This window comes from Pseudocitrobacter sp. 2023LY-00077 (genome assembly GCF_055796175.1).
In genome coordinates this window covers 41,837-59,928 of the sequence record NZ_JBSPEI010000008.1, presented here as the reverse complement: position 1 = coordinate 59,928, position 18,092 = coordinate 41,837, and the positions used below count along the sequence as shown (strand labels likewise).

Here is an 18,092-nt window from a genome sequence, read left to right as displayed (position 1 = left end):
CGTCGGGCCGGAATGTTGCATTAGTGCAGTTTCAGGCGCGGGCGGATAACGCGGTTGATACTGCCGACCAGCATCATCAGGCCGGTTTTGATGTAGCCGTGCAGCGCAATCTGGTGCATACGGTACAGCGAGATATACACCATACGCGCAATGCGACCTTCAACCATCATCGAACCGCGCATCAGGTTGCCCATCAGGCTGCCGACCGTCGAGTAGTTCGAAAGTGAAACCAGTGAGCCGTGATCTTTATAAGAATACGGTTTCAGCTCTTTGCCCTTCATCTGCGCCAGAATGTTATTCAGGGCGCAGGTTGCCATCTGGTGCGCAGCCTGAGCGCGCGGCGGCACAAAACCACCTTCCGGACGCGCGCAGGACGCACAGTCACCAATTGCAAAAATGTCCGCATCGCGCGTGGTCTGCAGCGTCGGCTCAACCACCAGCTGGTTGATACGGTTGGTTTCCAGGCCGCCAATCTCTTTCATAAAGTCTGGCGCTTTGATGCCTGCTGCCCACACCATCAGGTCGGCCTGAATATATTCGCCGTCTTTGGTATGCAGGCCGCCTTCATCGGCGCTGGTGACCATGGTCTGCGTCAGGACGCGTACGCCCATTTTGGTCAGCTCGTTGTGAGCGGCGCCGGAAATACGCGGCGGCAGCGCAGGCAGAATACGTTCGCCCGCTTCCACCAGCGTAACGTTCAACGCGTCGTTGGTCAGGCCTTTGTAGCCGTAGCTGTGCAGCTGTTTCACCGCGTTGTGCAGTTCAGCAGAAAGCTCGACGCCCGTTGCCCCGCCGCCAACGATGGCGATGTTGACTTTACCGTTCGCGCCCAGGTTCGCTGAATATTTCAGGAACAGATTCAGCATCTCCTGGTGGAAACGACGCGCCTGATGCGGGTTATCGAGGAAGATGCAGTGCTCTTTCACGCCCGGGGTGTTGAAGTCGTTGGAGGTGCTGCCCAGCGCCATCACCAGTGTGTCATAAGCCAGCTTACGTTCCGGCACCAGCAGGTCGCCCTTCTCATCACGCAATTCGGCGATGGTAATCGTTTTCGCTTCGCGGTTGATATCCATCACTGAACCCAACTGGAACTGGAAGTGATGGTTACGCGCGTGCGCCAGGTAGCTCAGCGCATCCACGCCTTCATCCAGCGAACCGGTTGCCACTTCGTGCAGCAGCGGCTTCCACAGATGACTGTGGTTGCGATCCACCAGCGTAATTTTCGCTTTTTTGCTCCGGCCAAGCTTTCTACCCAGTTGAGTAGCCAGTTCCAGGCCGCCAGCGCCACCACCCACAATAACGATTCTTTTGATTGGTGTAGTCACGTGACCCCCTTAAAAATTATTAACCAATTGTTAATTAAAAGTTATTAAAATAGCTCTTATCTAACAACAAGTTACTATCCCGAAACCATTCAGCAGCAAGAAGAATAACATGAACGGTGCATTGGTCATACCAAATTTGATGTGTATCAAGTTTTACCGCGCAGAAGTTAAGCAACTTTAGCGTTTCATGGGATTTTTGCGGATAAGGGGAGTAAAAAAACGAGGGGGATTTAACATTTCACGCCCCAGAACGGGGCGTGAAAAAACGGCTCAGCCTAAGGTTTTAAAGGCTCTGATACGTTGCAGATGTGGCGAGATACTTTTGAATTTATGCCCCTGAACGTCATCCCAGATAATTTCATAAAAGTGATGCAGTTCCTGTGCCGAACGCTGGCTGTCGAGCGCTTCATCCTTCCGGGAAAGGATCGCCAGGCAGCGGTCGCGGTTTTTCTCGCGGAAGTTGTTCACACACTTGGTGGCAATATCGACATACTCTTCCGGGCGGTCAATCTTCCCGTCCATGTTCTCATCAGGGAACAGGTTCGGGTTGAAAATCACCTGACGCACATCGCATAAAAAGCCGATGCGTTCCGCCCAGTAGCCGCCGAGCCCCACGCCGCAAATCAGCGGGCGATCGTCAACGTTAAGTTGCAACATTTTGTCCACTTCTTTCAGCAGATGCTGCATGTCATGTTTTGGATGCAGCGTACTGTAGCTAATCAACCGCACATCCGGGTCGATAAACTGAAGCTGCAACACTTTTTCATGGTTGCCTGGGCTGTTCGAGTCAAAACCGTGTAAATAGATAATCATTTGATCCTCACCACAACTCCCTTGTCGGGAGGGTTAATGGCCTGCCTTCACGTCCTGCCAGCGTTCGTGGAGCTGTTCCAGTTGCGCACTGACTGTCTTCCAGCGGGCGGAATCCCTTAACGCCTGACGTGTAAATGAACCTTTATGATACAATTTCGTAACACGTTCAGCATTGATCGGCGACAGGTTATCAAGAACGCTGACCGCTCCTTTACGATTATTGCAGACCAGGATCATATCGCAACCCGCATCCAGCGATGCCTGGCCGCGCTCGGCGTAACTGCCCATAATCGCCGCGCCTTCCATCGACAAATCGTCAGAGAAAATCACGCCATCGAAACCTAACTCACCGCGCAGCACGGTTTTGAGCCAGTGCGGCGAGCCGCTTGCCGGGCGCGGGTCTACGTCGCTGTAGATGACGTGCGCAGGCATAATGGCATCGAGTTTGTTTTCCGTAATCAGCGTCTGGAACACCGCCATATCTTTCGCGCGAATGTCGGCTTCGCGGCGCGGATCGCGCGGCGTCTCTTTATGCGAATCGGCGGTGACTGCGCCGTGACCAGGGAAGTGTTTGCCGGTGGTTTTCATCCCGGCGCTGTGCATACCGTCGATAAAGTGACGCGCCATCGCCAGCGCTTTTTGCGGGTCCGCATGATAGGAGCGCTCGCCAATCGCGGCGCTGATATGCCCGACGTCCAGCACCGGAGCGAAGCTGATATCAATATCCATGGCGATCATTTCGCTGGCCATCAGCCAACCGGCCTCAACCGCCAGGCGTCCACCCTCTTCCTCGCCGAGTACGGCGGCAAAAGATTGTGCGGCAGGCAGGCGAGTAAAGCCTTCACGGAAACGCTGCACCCGGCCACCTTCCTGATCGACCGCCACCACCAGATGATTGCGCGACGCCTCGCGGATCTGGCGCACCAGTTCGCGCAGCTGCGCCGGATCATGATAGTTACGGGTAAATAAAATCAGGCCGCCCACCAGCGGATGCGCCAGAATCTCGCGCTCTTCCGCATCCAGCTCGTAGCCTTCCACATCCAACATTACCGGACCCACACTGACCTCTCTTATCGTTTTTCCTTTAACTGACACCAAATTTCATCTGCCAGCGTGATAAATTGCCGATCGCCGGTTTGCTGCCAGCGACACTCATACCAGCCCGCCATGAGCATTAACACCCAGGGCCGCCAGCGTAAAATCTGTTGCCATAGCGCGTCTGGCGCAATGCGCGCCCGTACCGCGTACGCATCGCTGTATTCACGGCGTTGATGCGCGTCGTGCATCCACACCGACGCCAACTCCAGCGCGATGTCGCCGTCTCCGGCATACTCCCAGTCAATCAGCCGCAACCCGACAGGCGTATGCACAATGTTGCCCACGTGAACATCCATATGCAATGGCGAAAGGCGCAGCGGCTGCGGCTCTCGCTGTTTTTGCAGACGATGCAACGTGCGCAGCCAGAACGGCGTGCGTCGAGCAGGGTGGCACTGCTGCCAGTAGCATTCCAGCAACGGCAGCACCGTTACGCGCCAGCCAAAACGCGGCTGCTGATGCAGATGATACAGGAGAGACGCCAGTTGGCGAGGGGGCGGCAGCACGCTTTTCACCTCTCCGCTGAAAAATTCAACGGCCATCCAGCCAGAGGTATAAAAAACCGGCTTCGGAGCGAGCGTGGAGGGTAAACGCGTGAGCGCGTGATATTGACGCAGGAAGTGAAATTCGCGGGCCTGCGCCGTGTGGTGCTGGCGCAAAACCCGCTGCTGCTCACCGCAGGCGATGATACAGCTACTGCCGCTCAGCCCTGAATAATCAGGGCTGGCGACAAGATGATACTGAGGGAAATAGCGTGACAGAACCGCATCACGCGTGAGCTTATTGTTGCGTAACGGCACCGCTACCTGACCAGATAATTTCGCCCGTCTGTACCAGCATCAGCTGCATTTTCAGTACCGGGGAATTCACGTTGCCGGTGGCGTTGCTGTACAGCACATACTGTGCGCCGACGTTGCGGGCAATCCCCATCGCTTTGCTGCGCGAACCGAGGCTATCCTGCGGCGACAGGCCAAGCTGCTGTTTGGCGACAGCCAGTTGCTGCGCGGAAACCAGAGTGAATTTACCGTTACCGGTCAGTGCGTTACGCAGCGCGGTTGTCGCTTCGGCCGCGTTCAGCGTTCCGTTGGTACGGTTATTCACGCTATCGACCAGCAGAATGCTGCCCGCGTTCACGCCGCTGGCCTGCAACATTTTGCCTGCCATCGGCTGTACCGCGCCATTCCAGTCATAGTGACGAACGCGAGGCGCAGGCTGCGACGGCTGTTGGTCCTGATGCTCAATAGGGCCAGGCTGCTGCGGGATCGTCGGAACAGAAGGCACCGTCGGTACCGGCTGCTGCGGTTCGACTGGCTGTTGTGGTGTTGGCTTCGCCTCTTCCACCGGTGCGGGTTGTTCTTGTTTCACCACGCACCCGGAGAGCAGGACAGCCAGTGCCGAGATTAGCGCATAGCGACGCAATGTAGTCATTCCGGTTTACCCCTTACAAATAAAGATAAAGTCGGACTTTATGTGCACCCAGGCTGCTGGCGCTGCCGTACAGCGTGACCGATCCCATAGCCGGGATGGTGACGGTACGTGGCGCTTCAAGCGGGTGCATTTCCAGTCCTCTGGCTTCATACCAGTAAAAACGATAATGAAGGGTGACAGGTTCACGCCTTTCATTGAACAGCTTCGCGCTGGCGGTCGCCTGAATTTCCGACCGCGTCAGTTCAGGCTTTTCCGCGCTGATCCCGGCGGCCAGGACATTCGATTCCATCACCAGCGTTTGCTGATCGCCCACCGGAATTTCCGGTTGCGAGCCACAACCGGCCAGCAAAAATGCAGCCAGTAGCGCAGCTGAAAAGCCTGCTTTCATCACTTAACCTTTATGTGCCAGCATCGGCCCGAGCGGACGACCGCCCAGCAGATGCATATGAATATGGAAGACTTCCTGCCCGCCGTGGCGGTTGCAGTTCATGATCAGACGATAGCCATCATCAGCAATGCCTTCGTCGCGGGCAATTTTTGCTGCCACGGTCACCATGCGGCCCAGCACCTGTTCGTGCTCAGGCGCCACGTCATTGGTGGTGGCAATCAGGATGTTAGGCACGATCAGAACGTGAGTCGGCGCCTGTGGGGAGATATCGCGGAACGCGGTAACCAGCTCATCCTGATAAACGATATCCGACGGGATTTCGCGACGAATAATTTTGCTGAAAATAGTTTCTTCTGCCATGAGGGATTCCTTAATTATGCGACCGTACGAATTCCTGTTATTGATCTTCAGGCTTTTCTGATGCACGGGAGACTGGGTAAGAGTATGAGCGACTTACTCGTTGTCTTTCAACCTGATTACGTTTTTTATTGTATTAACTCGGAAAAACCCCGGCAAGAGGGTCAAAACAGAGGGAAATTGATAGGCCGGGCAGCATTGCGCCGCCCGGTAAAATTGCGCTTAAGAAGCTTCGATCGCGGTGGATGCCTGCTTCTGTCGATTCATTAACCAGAAAACCGCCACACCCGCTAAAACGATCCCCGGCGCGGAGGCCGCCATCACCCCCACCGTGCCGGTACCCAGCGCCAGCATTTTTCCGGCCAGCAGCGGTCCGCTCATCGCGCCCAGGCGGCCTATCGCCACCGCCGTGCCGACGCCGGTGGCGCGGATTTCGGTGCGATAAAAGAGCGGCGCCAGCGCATACAGTACGCTCTGCCCGCCCGTGGCAAACAGCCCGGCGACAAAGCCAGAAAGCAGCATCGTGCTCAGTGATTCCGCCGAGCCCAGCGCCAGCAGCGAGGCCAGCATGCCACTGTAAATCAGCAGCGACATGCGCATTGGGCTCAGTTTATCCATCAGCGCACCGAGAACAAGCGTCCCCACCGCTGCGCCGATTTGCAGAGCAAACATCACGCCCGCCGCCTGTGAGCCACTAAAGCCCTGATCGACCAGCAGCATTGGCAGCCAGTTAATCAGCATATACACCACTAACAGGGTAAAGAAGTAACAGAGCCACAGCAGTAACGTGGAGGAAGCCGTCCCCGGCGCGAGTAACGCGCGCAGTGGCGCGGGCGACGACGTCTGTTGATGGGTGAACGCCTGCGATTCGGGCAACCAGCGCATCAGCAAGGGCACCAGCAGCAACGGCACCACACCGCCTACCCAGAATACGGTTTGCCACGCCTGCGCCAGGCCGCTGAACCCCAGCGCCGCCGCCAGCGCCGCACCAATCGGCACGCCACAGTACATCAGGCTCACCGCCGTGCCGCGAAAACGCGGGCCTGCCGCTTCAGAGGTCAGGGCAATCAGGTTAGGTAGCGCAGCACCCAGCCCCACGCCGGTCATCAGACGCGCAAAGACCAGCGATGGAAAACTCCACGCCAGCGCGGTGGCCAGGGAAAAGAGACCAAACAGCACTACCGATCCCAGCAGAATGCGTTTACGCCCATAGCGATCGGCCAGCATTCCACCTACCAGCGCGCCGGGCAGCAGGCCCAGAATTCCGGCGCTAAAAATCCAGCCCATCTGCATTTTATCGAGCGAAAAAGCCTGGGCGATACCGACGGCGGCAATGCCTGCCGCCTGTAAATCAAGCCCTTCCATCAGGGCGACCAAAAAACAGAGCCCGATAGTCAGTATCAGGCGAGACGATGCAGGTGTAGAGGTGATGTTCGACATAGCGTTACCTTTGCGAGGGTGACAGGTGAAAGGCGGCTGATACGTTGCCAGCCGCGCATTTTTTCCTTGCAAACGCGCCCGCCGGGCATCATGCCGGGCGGGCGAAGCTTTCTTGTTATGTTTTACGCTTTGGCTTTCAGGTCGAGCGCCACATCGACGATCATGTCTTCCTGGCCGCCAACCATCCGGCGTTTACCCAGTTCTACCAGAATATCCACCGCGCTCAGGCCGTAGCGCTGCGCCGCCACTTCACTGTGACGCAGGAAGCTGGAGTACACACCGGCATAACCGAGCGCCAGCGTTTCACGGTCAACGCGCACCGGACGATCCTGCAACGGACGCACCAGATCGTCTGCCGCCGCCATCAGCGCATACAGATCCGTGCCGTGATCCCAACCGAGCTTATCCGCCGCAGCAATAAACACTTCCAGCGGCGCATTTCCTGCCCCCGCGCCCATTCCCGCCAGGCTTGCGTCAATGCGGTCACAGCCCTCTTCCACCGCCACGATCGAGTTCGCCACACCAAGGCTCAGGTTATGGTGTGCGTGCATCCCGGTTTGCGTTTCTGGCTTGAGCACCGCTTTCAGCGCGCGGAAACGGTCGCGAATATCGTTCATGTTCATCGCGCCGCCGGAATCAACCACATAGATGCAGGTTGCACCGTAGCCTTCCATCAGCTTCGCCTGTTTCGCCAGGTTTTCCGGCGTGGTCATATGGCTCATCATCAGGAAGCCAACGGTGTCCATGCCCAGCTCACGCGCGAACGCGATATGCTGTGCGGAGACATCCGCTTCGGTGCAGTGCGTCGCCACGCGCACCACGCGCGCGCCAGCCTGATAAGCGGCTTTCAGATCATGCAGCGTGCCGATGCCAGGAATCAGCAGGGTGGCGATTTTGGCGTGCTTCACCGCATCGGCAGCAGCTTCAATCCACTCAATGTCGCTGTGTGCGCCGAAACCGTAGTTAAAGCTGGAACCCTGTAAACCATCGCCGTGCGCCACTTCGATAGAATCCACGCGCGCGTCATCCAGCGCTTTGGCAATCTGGCGCACATTGTCTAATGAATACTGGTGGCGAATGGCGTGCATGCCGTCACGCAGGGTGACGTCGGAGATATAGAGTTTTTTACCGTTCATGCGACTTCTCCCGCTGCTTTCACCATGGTTTGCGCCATTTTTTCCGCCGTCGACATCGCCGCTGAGGTCATGATATCGAGGTTTCCGGCATAGGCTGGCAGATAGTGCGCCGCGCCTTCGACTTCCAGATACACCGCCGTTTTCAGGCCGGAGAACTGACCGATACCCGGAATGGTCACCGGTTTATCCTGCGGAATAATTTCAAACTGCACTTTTTGCTTCAGGCGGTAACCCGGCACATACGCCTGTACGGCGGCGGCCATCTCCTCAATCGACGCTTCAATTTCGATTTGCGAGGCGTCCTCACTCAGCACATACACCGTGTCACGCATCATCACCGGCGGCTCTGCCGGGTTAAGAATAATAATGGCTTTGCCTTTCGCCGCACCGCCCACCACTTCAATGGCCTGCGAGGTGGTTTCGGTAAATTCGTCGATATTGGCGCGTGTGCCCGGCCCGGCGGATTTACTGGAAATCGAGGCGATAATTTCCGCGTAATGGACCTTCGCCACGCGGGAAACTGCCGCTACCATAGGAATGGTCGCCTGTCCACCGCACGTCACCATGTTGACGTTGCCCTGGCTGAGGTTTTTATCAAGGTTCACCACCGGCACGCAGTACGGGCCAATTGCCGCAGGCGTCAGGTCAATCAGGCGAATATTGGGTTTCTTCGCCCGCAGCGCGGCGTCGTTTTTTACATGTGCCCCGGCGCTGGTAGCGTCAAAGACGATATCAATATCGGCGAATTCCGGCATCGCCATCAGGCCATTGACGCCTTCATGGGTGGTCGCGACGCCCATGCGACGCGCGCGCGCCAGCCCGTCGGATTCCGGGTCGATGCCGACCATCACCGCCATCTCAAGGTGCTTGCCGTTGCGCAGAATTTTGATCATCAGATCGGTGCCGATATTACCTGAACCGATGATGGCGACTTTTATCTTACTCATGACTGACTTCCTTCTTGTGCGGCAGAGAACGTGGCTGCCACAGAACCAATACCTTCAATAAGCGCCTCAAAACGATCGCCTGGATTGATGGCGACCATCGGGCCCAGCGCGCCGGTCAGTACGATGTCGCCCGCGCGCAGCGGTTCGCCAAGGCTCGCCATCTTGCGCGCCAGCCAGACGGCGGCGTTAAGCGGATGCCCCAGACATTCGCTGCCGCGCCCGCTGGACACCTGTTCGTTATTACGCGTCATACGCATGGTGCAGTTTTTCAGGTCTAACCCTGCCGGGCGCATCGCCGGACTACCGATGACGTACACCCCGCAGGAGGCGTTATCCGCTACCGTATCGACAAACTTAATCGACCAGTCGCGCACGCGGCTGCCCACCACTTCCAGCGCAGGCAACACCCATTCAATAGCGCCGTATAGCTCATCAAAAGTGGTATCAACGTTTGGCAAATCGCGATTCAGCACCAGTGCAATTTCTGCTTCAATTTTCGGTTGCATCACACGTTCAAAAGGAATCGTGTCGTTGTCGCCGTAACACATATCGGCGAACAACGTGCCGAAATCCGGCTGGTCAACGCCTAACTGTTGCTGCACTTTCGGATGGGTCAGGCCAATTTTGCGCCCGACTACGCGACGGCCTTTCGCCACCGCGTTTTCCACATTGAGAGCCTGGATGGCATAGGCGGCTTCGGCATTATCAAGACCGATAATGTCGCGCAGCGGCGCAATCGCCTGTCCGGTTTGTTCGGCCTCGCGCAGGGCGGCGGCCAGTTGTTCAAGTGACGACGTGGTCATGACGGCTCCTTATGCGCGTTTGAGGTAATCCAGCACCAGCTGGTTGAAAGATTCGGCATGTTCCCACTGGGCCCAGTGACCGCAGTCGCGGTAGATATGCAGCTCAGAACCATTGATACCGGAAAGCAGACGCAGGCCCGCATCCATTGGGACGAAGCGGTCGTTGCGGCCCCAGACAATCAGCGTTGGGGCTTTGATTTCAGCCAGACGCGGGCTAAAGTCCGGGAACTGTTTCGGGTTGGCTTCCAGACTCTTAATGAAGTTTTCCAGGTGATCGCGACGCGCCAGCATATTGTTGAGACGCGCTTCAAACAACGCTTCGGTCAGATCGCTTGGGTCATAGACGAAGATGTTCATCATCTTCTTCAGGTTGTCGATATTCGGTTCGCGATAGAGGCCGTTTAGCAGCTTGATGCCTTCCGTCGGCATCGGGGTGAACAGGCTCATTCCGCCCGTCCCGCCGCCCATCAGTACCAGTTTGCCTACGCGTTCCGGCCAGGTCAGGGTAAACGCCACCGCACTGTGCCCGCCCATGGAGTTACCCAGCAGATGCACCTTCTGGATATCCAGCTGATCCACCACGCTTTTCAGAATGCGAGCGTTCAGGTCAGAGCGGGAACCACTGTTAATAATGGTGTCGCTTTTCCCCCAACCAGGGCAGTCGAGCAGGATAACGCGGTAACCGGCTTCCACCAGCGGGTCAATGTTACGGCTAAAGTTGGCCCAGCCGGTTGCGCCGGGGCCAGAACCGTGCAGCATGACGACGGTTTCATCGCCCTGCCCACAATCGTTAAAATGGATGCGCAGCGTCTGGCCGCCCTCTTCGACATTCAGGAAACGGCTGGTTGCGGCTTCAGTTTGCGGTTGATAGGTCATTGTTTTTCTCCTGCTTTAATTCTGTGAACGGGCGCTAAGGGAACCGAAACCGGCAATCCATTCAGGGATTGGGCGGTAGTAACGCCCCTCGGTGCGATAGTCGCCAAAGGCTGACAGCGCGGCGAACGCGGCAACCCAGGTCTTAATTTCGTGAGTAGATTTCCCGGCAATGGCCGAAAGCTCTTCATTACTGACAGCATCCAGTTCGCCCAAACGTTTCTGTTCAAGCAGCGTCATAAACTGGTTATCCCAGACCGGGTTAAGCGGATGCAGGCTTTTCTGATCTTCAATAAACTTCTCGGCGGCTTCGATAACGCGGCGCTGACGCAGCTCGCGCTCATCCGGCGGCAGATGCTTCCCGCTGCCCAGCAGGCGGTCGCGCATGTGGGCGTCTACCTTCGCCAGCTCCGGCACCGGAGGCTGATGCGATAACCCGCCAGAACCCAGAATCAGCACGCGCTTGTTGAGGGTGGTAAGGAAACGGCCAATCACTTCACCCATCATGCGGGTACGCTGGAAACCCGGCAGCGGCGTGGCGACACCGTTAATGAAGATCGGCAGCACCGGGCGAGAATCCAGACCGCCTAACAGAAACTCCAGCGGCTGGGCAAAACCGTGGTCCACCTGCATGCAGTAGGACACCGCCAGGTCGATACCGTTTTTCATGCTGTAGTGCGCACACGCTTCCGCGATATCCGTCGGCACCGGCAGTTCACCCGCCGCGCTGGAAAAGTCGCCAATCGCCGTCGCGCCAACGCCCAGGCAGAAAGGCGGCATCACGTCGTAGAAGAAACCGTTGTAGTGATCGGGGGCAAACAGCACCACCAGTTCCGGGTCAAAAGCAGCAATGCGTTCGCGCGCGGCGGCAATCACGCCATCGACTTCATCCAGCACCGGCTGTGCCGGGTCGACATAGCCGACCAGCGGCGTGTGGGAGAGACAATGCAGATATGCGTTCATATCAGGCCACCTTTTCAACAGGAGCGGAGGATGAAACGGCTTGCAACGCCATGACGCTGGCAAGCTGATTAAGTTGGTTACCCAGCGTTTGCGGGATTGCCAGCGCGGCGACGAAGCGGTCCGGGCGAATAACCGCCAGCGACGCGTCCTGCGCGGCGAACCAGGTTTTCAGCCGGTTTTGCGTATCGCCCAGGCGGATCACGCCCTCGACGTTATCCTGCGGGGTATGAATCTGTACGTCTGGCACGACCTGAATGAATTGCGTTCCCAGCGCGCGCCAGCGGGCAATTTGCTGCTCGCTCATGCCCCACAGCGGGTTACAGCCCCAGCCGATAATGGCGAAATTCGCGCCTATCACATCATCCAGCAGCGTCACCTCACCGCTCTCGCGGGTCACTTTTGGCTGAATGAACATCTTGCCGACCGGGGTGTTTTTGACGCTGGCGTCCATCACCAGCGCCCCTTCGCGATACTGCGGCATCGGTTTAAAGCGCATTTCGAGGAAATAACGTTTCACCGGCGGAATGTAATTCAGCAACCAGGAGATGCCATCACGCACGTTGCCGTGCCAGCGTTTTGCCGGGGCAAGGACGTTTCCGGCGGTGACGGATAAATCAATCATCGCTTTCGCGTGGTCGCGACGCTCCTGCTGGTAGGTGTCGAGCAGACGTTCGCCCGCTTTACCGTTCACCACCAGCGCCAGTTTCCAGGCGAGGTTGAAGGCGTCGCGCATCCCGCTGTTGTAACCCTGACCCTGCCAGACTGGCATGATGTGCGCGGCGTCGCCCGCCAGCAGTACGCGATCAACGCGGAAACGTTCAGCAATGCGCGCGTTGTGGGTATACACACGCTGGCGAATCAGTTCGACGTGATCGGGATTCGGCAGCACTTTGCTCAGCAACTGACGCATGTTGTGCGGTTCACTCAGTTGTTCTTCGGTTTCGCCCGGCATCACCATAAACTCGAAACGGCGCACGCCATGCGGCAGCGCGGCAGAGACATAAGGGCGCACCGGGTCGCAGCACAGGTAAATGTGCGGAGTCGATAAAGGGTCGTTGGCGATATCAATCACAATCCATTTATTCGGCGCGGTTTTGCCTTCAAACGGCACATTGAGCGTACGGCGCACCACGCTCGCCCCGCCATCGCAGGCGACCAGCCAGTCGGCTTTCACCGTTTCGCGCTGGCCTTCCGGGCCTTGCAGATTAATTGTGACACTGTCACCATTCTGACTAAACGCTTCCAGCTCACGCGAGAAAAGCACCCGCACGTTCGGGAAACGCGACAGCCCTTCATACATCACCGCATCGACCTGCGGCTGAATAAAGGCGTTTCGCCGCGACCAGCCAAACTCGTCGGTCATCGGCTGAATATCAGCAAAGCAGCGACCCTTCGGAGTCAGGAAACGCATCGCATGCCACGGCGTGGTATGTGGCAATACGTTCTCCACCAGGCCGACCGATTGCATGGCGCGCAGCGCTTCATCGTCAATACCGATGGCGCGCGGGTAGTCGATCAGTTTGTCGAGCTTCTCAACCACCAGTACCTCGACGCCCATCTGCCCAAGGTAGTTCGCCATCATCAGGCCCACCGGGCCCGCGCCGACAATGGCGACCTGAGCGGACTGCTGAACGGCAGGCTGGATATCGGGATTTATCGTTGTCATGTCATTACCTCACTTCTCGGACCAAATAACCGGTACGGATACGCCCGTGCCGTCATTTGTTAATTTGATGTGAACATTTTTTTATAATGCGCTCAGTATATGTCCGGTAATTTAGGCTACAATCAAAACAGGCTCAGAGGTGCACTTAGTGCACACGGTTGTTTTGACTCTAGAATTGTCAGGAAATATGAAGAACAACGAGACGACGGAATACAAAACAGTACGCGGATTAACCCGAGGGTTATTGTTATTAAATTTGTTAAATAAATTCGATGGGGGCGCATCAACCGCGACGCTGGCTGAGTTTAGCGGCCTGCATCGCACCACCGTTCGGCGGCTGCTGGAAACGCTTCAGGATGAAGGCTACGTTCGCCGCAGTTTGTCCGATGACAGCTTCCGTTTGACGATGAAAGTTCGTCAGCTGAGTGAAGGATTTCGTGACGAACATTGGATTTCTGCACTTGCAACGCCATTACTTGGCGAATTATTGCGCGAGGTCATTTGGCCAACCGATTTAACCACGCTCGACGTTGACGCCATGGTGGTGCGCGAAACTACGCACCGTTTTAGCCGTCTCTCTTTTCACCGGGCCATGGTTGGCCGCCGCCTGCCGCTGCTGCTGACCGCGTCGGGTATTACCTGGCTGGCGTTTTCCGCCGAGCACGACCGCCAGCCGATTATCGACATGCTGGCTGGCCGTCCGGAAGCGGAATACCAGCTGGCGCGCGAACCCGAGAAGCTGGCATCTATTCTGGAACGCACACGCCATAATGGTTATGGCGAAAACTTTGGCGGCTGGCAGCAAGAGGAAAAAATCGCCTCCATCGCCGTGCCGGTGCGCAGCCAGGGCCGGGTAATGGGCTGTCTGAACCTGGTGTATATCGCCAAAGCGATGACCATTGAACAGGCGGCGGCGAAGCATTTGAGTGCGCTACAGCGGGTAGCGAAACAGATTGAGGAGCGCATGGAAGAGCAGGAGATTATCTACGAGCATCCCTCACCCTAACCCTCTCCCGCAGGGAGAGGGAACCGATCGTGCCAAAGTTTAAGCGAGTGCGGTTTTCTCCCTCTCCCTGCGGGAGAGGGCCGGGGTGAGGGCCCCATCGCGCACCATACCCCAGAAATTAATAGGTATCTCCCCCACAACCATTTGCAATCCCCATCGTTATATATTCAAATACACATCGAAATTTCCCTTCTCTCAGAGCCACTTCATGTTGAATGTAAAACGTCTGCTCCCCGGCATCGCGCTGCTCTGCGCCACGTTTGCCGTTGTTTCACCCGCCGAGGCGGAACGCACACTCACCGACCAGCTTGGCCGTCAGGTCACCCTGCCCGATACCGTTAACCGGGTGGTGGTTCTGCAACACCAAACGCTTAATCTGCTGGTGCAGTTAGATGCCGGTAAAGACGTGGTTGGCGTACTCAGCAGCTGGAAAAAACAGCTGGGCCCCGATTTCGCACGCTTTATGCCGACACTCTCCTCTCTGCCCATGCCCGGCGACCTGACGCAGGTGAATATCGAAAGCCTGCTGGCGCTGCGCCCGCAGGTAGTATTCGTCGCCAACTATGCGCCTGCGGCAATGATCCAGCAGATTCAAAACGCGGGCATCCCGGTTGTCGCGATTTCGCTGCGTGAAGATGCCGCCGGTGAAAAAAACAAAATGAACCCGACGATGGCGGATGAAGAACACGCCTATGACGAAGGGCTGAAACAGGGTATTCGCCTGATTGGCGAGGTGGTGAATCGCGAGAAACAAGCAGACGAACTGATCCGCTACACCTTTAGCGCGCGCCAGAAATTCAATGCGCCGGTCGCGGATATTCCCGAAGACAAAAAAGTCCGCGTCTACATGGCGAACCCGGATCTCAATACCTATGGCTCCGGAAAGTATACCGGGCTGATGATGCAGCACGCGGGCGCGATGAACGTCGCCGCGGCGACAGTGAAAGGCGCACGTCAGGTGTCGCTTGAGCAGGTATTGCAATGGAACCCGCAGGTCATTTTCGTGCAGGACCGCTACCCGGAAGTGGTCAAAGAAATCACCACTGACCCACAATGGCAGGCCATTGATGCCGTGAAAAATCATCGCGTCTGGCTGATGCCGGAATACGCCAAAGCCTGGGGCTACCCGATGCCGGAAGCGCTGGCGATTGGCGAATTGTGGATGGCGAAAAAACTCTATCCAGAGCGCTACAAAAACGTCGATGTTGATGCTCAGGCCCAGGATTATTACCAACGCTTCTACCGCACTGACTGGCAGCCGCATGCTCAACCGTAGTCAACCGCTGGCGCTTCAGGGTGGGTTGATGCTGCTCACCCTTTTTCTTGCCGTGGTGTCCCTTTGCTTTGGTCAGTATCCTCTGCCTCTGCGCGATGTGCTCTGGCAGCTGTTTCATCCCACTGCACCTGCGGATATCGCGCAGCAGATAGTCTGGTCCGTGCGTTTGCCGCGCGTGTTGATGGCGCTGCTGGCGGGCGGCGCGCTGGGATTGTGCGGCGCCACGCTCCAGGGCGTGTTCCAGAACCCACTGGTCGATCCACATATTATCGGCGTCACTTCCGGGTCAGCGTTCGGCGGTACGCTGGCGATTTTGTTGGGATTCAGCGCCCCGCTGATGATGGGTTCCACGTTCTTCTTTGGCCTGCTGGCACTGTGTCTTGTCTATCTCATTGCTGCGCTACAGGGGCGAGAAAGCACGCTAATTTTGATCCTCGCCGGGATCATCCTCAGCGGTTTCTTTGCCGCACTGGTAAGCCTGATGCAGTATCTCGCCGATACGGAAGAGACGCTGCCCAACATCGTGTTCTGGCTGCTCGGCAGCTTTGCGACGGCAAACTGGCACAAAACGCTGATGCTCGCGCTTCCGGTCGCCCTGGCCGCCGCGGTTCTGTTTAAACTGCGCTGGCGCATTAATTTACTGTCACTCGACGATAAAGATGCGCGCGCGTTGGGGGTTAACGTCACACCGCTGCGTCGCGGCGTGCTGGTGTGCTGCGCGTTACTGGTTGCCGCACAGGTAGCGGTAAGCGGCAGTATTGCGTGGGTGGGATTGGTGATTCCCCATCTGGCCCGTTTGCTGGCGGGTGCGGATCACCGTCGCCTGCTGCCAACCGCGTTCTGGCTGGGCGCCAGTTTTATGATTGTGGTGGATGATGTCGCGCGTACGCTGACGGCGGCGGAGATCCCTATCGGCATTCTGACCGCATTGATTGGTGCGCCGCTGTTTACCCTGTTACTGGTGCGCAACACGCGCCGAGGAGCCCGCTCATGACCGCGTCACTTTCTCTGAATGCATTGGTATATGGTCATCAGCAGCCGTTGTTTTCCCCGATGACACTCGATTGCCGGCCCGGTGAAATCTGGGCGGTATTAGGGGCGAATGGACGCGGGAAGAGCACGTTGCTCGATACGGTGACCGGCGTGCTGCGGGCAATCTCTGGCAGCGTGCACGTGCGCGGCGGCGCGGGGATTGTGCCGCAATCTTTTCGTCCGGCGTTTGCCTGGCGGGTGCGCGATGTGGTGCTGATGGGTCGGGCGCGGCACATCGCCCTGTTTGCGCAACCTAAGCAGGAGGATGAGCAGCAGGTGATGCAGGCGCTGGCGCAGCTTAATATTGTGCATCTGGCCGATACGCTGTTCCACGCCCTTTCCGGCGGCCAGCAGCAGCTGGTGATGATTGCCCGCGCGCTGGTCAGCGCCAGTCAGAATATTTTGCTCGATGAGCCCTGCTCGGCGCTGGATCTCGCTAATCAGCAAACCGTGTTGCAGCTGATTAGTAACCTTGCACACGGTCAGTCACGCACGGTGGTGTTCACCACGCACGATCCCACTCATGCGTTGCAAATAGCCAGCCACACGTTGCTGCTGTTGCCCAACGGAGAGTGGCTGGCAGGCGCGACATCGGATGTCGTTCAGGAAGCAAACCTGCAACGCGCGTATGGCCTGCCGGTACGTAAAATTCAGCTTACTGATTACGCATGTCCGGTGCTGGCGCCGCTGTTTTCAATTCACCTCTAAAAATCCCGCTTCGCGCAGGTAACGTTGCCCAACGTCCGCAAGGATGAAGGCATACAGCGTCTGCGCATTTTCACGTTCAGCCAGCCGTGCGACATGGTAATCACAGCGAATATTCTGCGCCTGGGGAAGCTCAACCACGCGCAGAGCGTCGTCGTGTGTTAACGCGGCGGCATAGTGCGCATAGCCGATAAACAGATCGGTCAGATCCTGTTGCAGTAACCATTTACTGGCGATCTCCCCTGACGGAATGCAGAACGAGTCGCGCCCACCTACCAGCTGCATAGCACGGGATTTCAGTTGCTCACCGAGGCCGGGCTCAAGGCTGTTTAGATTATCAAACAGCTGCCAGGTGTAATCACCGGAAGGGTCACAGCCTGGCGTGGAGGTTGCCAGACGTAAATCGGGGTTGCGCAGAAGTGTTAATGCGTCGCCCCTGAGATGGCGATGCGCGGTCAGAATTAAGGTGTTGCGGGCAAAAATCTGGCTTTCCCGCGCCAGTCCCTGCGCAATCAGCGTTTGTGGATGCTGCGCGTTAGCCGAAGCAAACACATCGCACGCCTCACCCGCTTCGATACGCTCACGCAGCAGCCCGGCCGGGCCAAAATTCAGGTTCACCGGGATGGCGGTTTGCGCCGTAAAGCGTTCAATCAGGGGAATAAATGCGCGCCGCAGGCTGCCTGCGGCGAAAAGTGTTAAGGGAGATGGCATAGCAATATCCAGCGGCAAAACGGATATTTTAGCGGGATTATGCGCAATGTGCAGCCCGTAAAAATGCCGGGGGCGCTGCGCTTGCCCGGCCTACAAGGTGATCCCGTAGGCCTGATAAGCGTAGCGCC

Annotated in this window: 19 protein-coding genes; 4 read left to right on the top strand and 15 right to left on the bottom strand. The window is 57.3% G+C overall.

The window, feature by feature from the left end:
* Positions 1-20: 20 nt before the first annotated feature.
* From ACWWFX_RS12040 to ACWWFX_RS11975, 14 genes are all read right to left on the bottom strand, one after another.
* Positions 21-1,325, bottom strand: a complete 1,305-nt coding sequence (locus ACWWFX_RS12040; RefSeq protein ID WP_015964229.1) for an NAD(P)/FAD-dependent oxidoreductase — start codon at positions 1,323-1,325, stop codon at positions 21-23.
* 270 nt (positions 1,326-1,595) lie between these two features.
* The gene (gene ycfP / locus ACWWFX_RS12035) at positions 1,596-2,138 is read right to left on the bottom strand and encodes an alpha/beta hydrolase YcfP (RefSeq protein ID WP_473223891.1); all 543 of its coding nucleotides are present in this window, start codon (positions 2,136-2,138) and stop codon (positions 1,596-1,598) included.
* A gap of 33 nt (positions 2,139-2,171) precedes the next feature.
* Complete coding sequence (gene nagZ / locus ACWWFX_RS12030) at positions 2,172-3,197, bottom strand: beta-N-acetylhexosaminidase (RefSeq protein ID WP_456147587.1); 1,026 nt, start codon at positions 3,195-3,197, stop codon at positions 2,172-2,174.
* An 11-nt stretch (positions 3,198-3,208) separates the two neighbouring features.
* Complete coding sequence (thiK, locus tag ACWWFX_RS12025) at positions 3,209-4,033, bottom strand: thiamine kinase (RefSeq protein ID WP_473223890.1); 825 nt, start codon at positions 4,031-4,033, stop codon at positions 3,209-3,211.
* On the bottom strand, positions 4,014-4,652 hold the full coding sequence (lpoB, locus tag ACWWFX_RS12020; protein ID WP_188016846.1) for a penicillin-binding protein activator LpoB: 639 nt from the start codon (positions 4,650-4,652) through the stop codon (positions 4,014-4,016). Before lpoB ends, thiK begins: the two co-directional genes overlap by 20 nt.
* A gap of 22 nt (positions 4,653-4,674) precedes the next feature.
* Positions 4,675-5,049, bottom strand: a complete 375-nt coding sequence (locus tag ACWWFX_RS12015; protein ID WP_015964224.1) for a YcfL family putative periplasmic lipoprotein — start codon at positions 5,047-5,049, stop codon at positions 4,675-4,677.
* Between the two features lie 3 nt (positions 5,050-5,052).
* Positions 5,053-5,409, bottom strand: coding sequence for a purine nucleoside phosphoramidase (gene hinT, locus ACWWFX_RS12010; protein ID WP_015964223.1), 357 nt, complete (start codon positions 5,407-5,409; stop codon positions 5,053-5,055).
* Positions 5,410-5,628: 219 nt separating this feature from the next.
* On the bottom strand, positions 5,629-6,846 hold the full coding sequence (gene mhpT / locus ACWWFX_RS12005; RefSeq protein ID WP_473223889.1) for a 3-(3-hydroxy-phenyl)propionate transporter MhpT: 1,218 nt from the start codon (positions 6,844-6,846) through the stop codon (positions 5,629-5,631).
* Positions 6,847-6,968: 122 nt separating this feature from the next.
* Positions 6,969-7,982, bottom strand: a complete 1,014-nt coding sequence (gene mhpE, locus ACWWFX_RS12000; RefSeq protein WP_456145680.1) for a 4-hydroxy-2-oxovalerate aldolase — start codon at positions 7,980-7,982, stop codon at positions 6,969-6,971.
* On the bottom strand, positions 7,979-8,929 hold the full coding sequence (gene mhpF, locus ACWWFX_RS11995) for an acetaldehyde dehydrogenase (RefSeq protein WP_149462655.1): 951 nt from the start codon (positions 8,927-8,929) through the stop codon (positions 7,979-7,981). Before mhpF ends, mhpE begins: the two co-directional genes overlap by 4 nt.
* Positions 8,926-9,732: a 2-keto-4-pentenoate hydratase gene (mhpD, locus tag ACWWFX_RS11990; protein ID WP_456145681.1), complete on the bottom strand. Its 807-nt coding sequence runs from the start codon at positions 9,730-9,732 to the stop codon at positions 8,926-8,928. The genes mhpF and mhpD overlap by 4 nt, the downstream gene beginning before the upstream one ends.
* 9 nt (positions 9,733-9,741) lie before the next feature.
* Positions 9,742-10,608 carry a 2-hydroxy-6-oxonona-2,4-dienedioate hydrolase gene (gene mhpC, locus ACWWFX_RS11985; protein ID WP_276220033.1) on the bottom strand — a complete coding sequence of 289 codons (867 nt, stop codon included), beginning with the start codon at positions 10,606-10,608 and terminating at the stop codon, positions 9,742-9,744.
* A 15-nt stretch (positions 10,609-10,623) separates the two neighbouring features.
* Positions 10,624-11,568 (bottom strand): 2,3-dihydroxyphenylpropionate/2,3-dihydroxicinnamic acid 1,2-dioxygenase, encoded by a 945-nt coding sequence (gene mhpB / locus ACWWFX_RS11980; RefSeq protein ID WP_253898100.1) that lies wholly within the window; start codon positions 11,566-11,568, stop codon positions 10,624-10,626.
* A 1-nt stretch (position 11,569) separates the two neighbouring features.
* Positions 11,570-13,234, bottom strand: coding sequence for a bifunctional 3-(3-hydroxy-phenyl)propionate/3-hydroxycinnamic acid hydroxylase (locus tag ACWWFX_RS11975; RefSeq protein ID WP_473223888.1), 1,665 nt, complete (start codon positions 13,232-13,234; stop codon positions 11,570-11,572).
* A 187-nt stretch (positions 13,235-13,421) separates the two neighbouring features.
* On the opposite strand from ACWWFX_RS11975, the gene ACWWFX_RS11970 reads away from it, so the two are divergent.
* The 4 genes from ACWWFX_RS11970 (at position 13,422) to ACWWFX_RS11955 (ending at position 17,256) form a co-directional block, all read left to right on the top strand.
* Positions 13,422-14,240: a DNA-binding transcriptional regulator gene (locus tag ACWWFX_RS11970; protein ID WP_473223887.1), complete on the top strand. Its 819-nt coding sequence runs from the start codon at positions 13,422-13,424 to the stop codon at positions 14,238-14,240.
* Positions 14,241-14,448: 208 nt separating this feature from the next.
* On the top strand, positions 14,449-15,516 hold the full coding sequence (locus ACWWFX_RS11965; RefSeq protein ID WP_473223886.1) for an ABC transporter substrate-binding protein: 1,068 nt from the start codon (positions 14,449-14,451) through the stop codon (positions 15,514-15,516).
* The gene (locus tag ACWWFX_RS11960; protein ID WP_473223885.1) at positions 15,503-16,510 is read left to right on the top strand and encodes a FecCD family ABC transporter permease; all 1,008 of its coding nucleotides are present in this window, start codon (positions 15,503-15,505) and stop codon (positions 16,508-16,510) included. The genes ACWWFX_RS11965 and ACWWFX_RS11960 overlap by 14 nt, the downstream gene beginning before the upstream one ends.
* Positions 16,507-17,256: an ABC transporter ATP-binding protein gene (locus ACWWFX_RS11955; RefSeq protein WP_473223884.1), complete on the top strand. Its 750-nt coding sequence runs from the start codon at positions 16,507-16,509 to the stop codon at positions 17,254-17,256. The genes ACWWFX_RS11960 and ACWWFX_RS11955 overlap by 4 nt, the downstream gene beginning before the upstream one ends.
* Here ACWWFX_RS11955 and ACWWFX_RS11950 read toward each other — a convergent pair.
* Positions 17,242-17,964: a substrate-binding domain-containing protein gene (locus ACWWFX_RS11950; RefSeq protein ID WP_473223883.1), complete on the bottom strand. Its 723-nt coding sequence runs from the start codon at positions 17,962-17,964 to the stop codon at positions 17,242-17,244. The genes ACWWFX_RS11955 and ACWWFX_RS11950 overlap by 15 nt on opposite strands.
* Between the last annotated feature and the right edge of the window lie 128 nt (positions 17,965-18,092).